The organism is Burkholderia sp., from assembly GCF_018375725.1.
GTDB lineage: Bacteria > Pseudomonadota > Gammaproteobacteria > Burkholderiales > Burkholderiaceae > Burkholderia.
Genome location: NZ_JAHACR010000498.1, coordinates 1 through 1,719 on the forward strand (window position 1 = coordinate 1; position 1,719 = coordinate 1,719).

A 1,719-nucleotide genomic window follows, 5' to 3' on the forward strand; every position below is an offset into this window, starting at 1 on the left:
GACTACGGCAACAACATCCGCCAGATGGCGCTGGAAATGGGCGTGGAGAACGCGTTCGACTTCCCCGGCTTCGTGCCGGCGTACATCCGTCCGCTGTTCTGCGAAGGCAAGGGGCCGTTCCGCTGGGTTGCGCTGTCCGGCGATCCGGAGGACATCTACAAGACCGACCAGAAGGTCAAGGAACTGATTCCCGACGATCCGCACCTGCACCACTGGCTCGACATGGCGCGCGAGCGCATCGCGTTCCAGGGGCTGCCGGCGCGCATCTGCTGGGTCGGCGTGAAGGATCGCTACCGCCTCGGGCAGGCGTTCAACGAAATGGTCCGGAAGGGCGAACTGAAGGCGCCGATCGTGATCGGCCGCGATCACCTCGACACCGGCTCGGTCGCCAGCCCGAACCGCGAGACGGAATCGATGAAGGACGGGTCGGACGCCGTCAGCGACTGGCCGCTGCTCAACGCGCTGCTGAACACGGCGGGCGGGGCGTCGTGGGTGTCGCTGCACCATGGCGGCGGTGTCGGCATGGGCTTCTCGCAGCACTCGGGCGTCGTGATCGTCGCCGACGGCACGGATGCCGCCCACGAGCGCCTCGGCCGCGTGCTGCTGAACGATCCGGCGACGGGCGTGATGCGCCATGCCGATGCCGGCTACGAACTCGCGCGGCAGACGGCCCGCGAAGCCGGCCTCAAGCTGCCGATGCTGGGCCGCTGAGCGATGGCCGCGCTGCATGCTGCGCCGGCCGGCGCGACGGGGATGACGCTGATTCGCGCCGCATCGCTCGTTGCGTCGCCGTGGAAGAACGGCGGCGGCGTGACGCGCGAGATCGCGGCGTATTACCCCGAGGGGACGTCCCTTGGCGCGGCACTCGACGCGTTCGTGTGGCGCGTGAGCGTCGCGGACGTCGGCGCGGCCGGGCCATTCTCCTGCTTTCCCGGCATCGACCGCACGCTGGTGCTGCTGTCCGGCGCCGGCATGACGCTGGCCGAGGCGGGCGGCGCACGGCACGTGCTCGACACGCCGCTTGCGCGCGCGGATTTCGCGGGCGAAACGGCGGTGGACGCGACGCTGCACGACGGTGCGACGCGCGACTTCAACCTGATGACGCGCCGTTCGGCAGTCCGCGGCGCGTTGTCGGTGTGGCGGGCGGGCAGGCATCGCGCCGCACGCGCCGATACGGTGCTGCTGTTTTGCGCGACGGGCGCGATTCAGGTCATGCTCGATGGCGAGACCGTTGCACTCGAAGAAATGGACACGCTGCGGCTCGACGGGCCACAGCGTGCGTTTGACGCCGTGGTGAGCGGCGATGGCGCGCTGCTCGCCGTGCTGCTCGATGCTGCCGATACGAACTGAACGCATGAAACCGACTGTCTGGCATCACCTGAGGCTGTGCCCGCACGGCCATCCCGACGAAACGATCGACGACGCGGCGATGGCCGTCGACGAAACCGGCGCAATCGTCTGGCTCGGCACGTTCGGCGCGTTGCCGGCCGACTACGCGCACTGGGTGCGAGAGGATCTGCGCGGCGCGTGGGTCACGCCGGGCCTCGTCGATTGCCATACGCATCTCGTCTACGGCGGCACGCGCGCCGACGAGTTCGCGCAGCGCCTTGCCGGCGTCAGCTACGAGGAAATCGCCCGGCAGGGCGGCGGCATCGTGTCGACCGTGCGTGCGACGCGCGACGCCGACGAGGCATCGCTGTTCGCGCAGGCCGCCGCGCG

2 protein-coding genes and 1 pseudogene are annotated in these 1,719 nt (G+C 69.8%); all 3 read left to right on the plus strand.

Annotation, left to right across the window (positions count from 1 at the left end; genetic code table 11):
* Nucleotides 1-711, plus strand: a 711-nt coding sequence (gene hutU / locus KH616_RS24825) for a urocanate hydratase (protein WP_292254850.1), incomplete at its 5' end; no start/stop codon positions are given.
* A 3-nt stretch (nucleotides 712-714) separates the two neighbouring features.
* A complete protein-coding gene (locus tag KH616_RS24830; RefSeq protein ID WP_292254852.1) occupies nucleotides 715-1,350 on the plus strand; it encodes a HutD family protein in 636 nt (211 codons plus the stop codon).
* Between the two features lie 4 nt (nucleotides 1,351-1,354).
* Nucleotides 1,355-1,719, plus strand: a pseudogene (locus KH616_RS24835) (imidazolonepropionase); the annotation flags it as partial.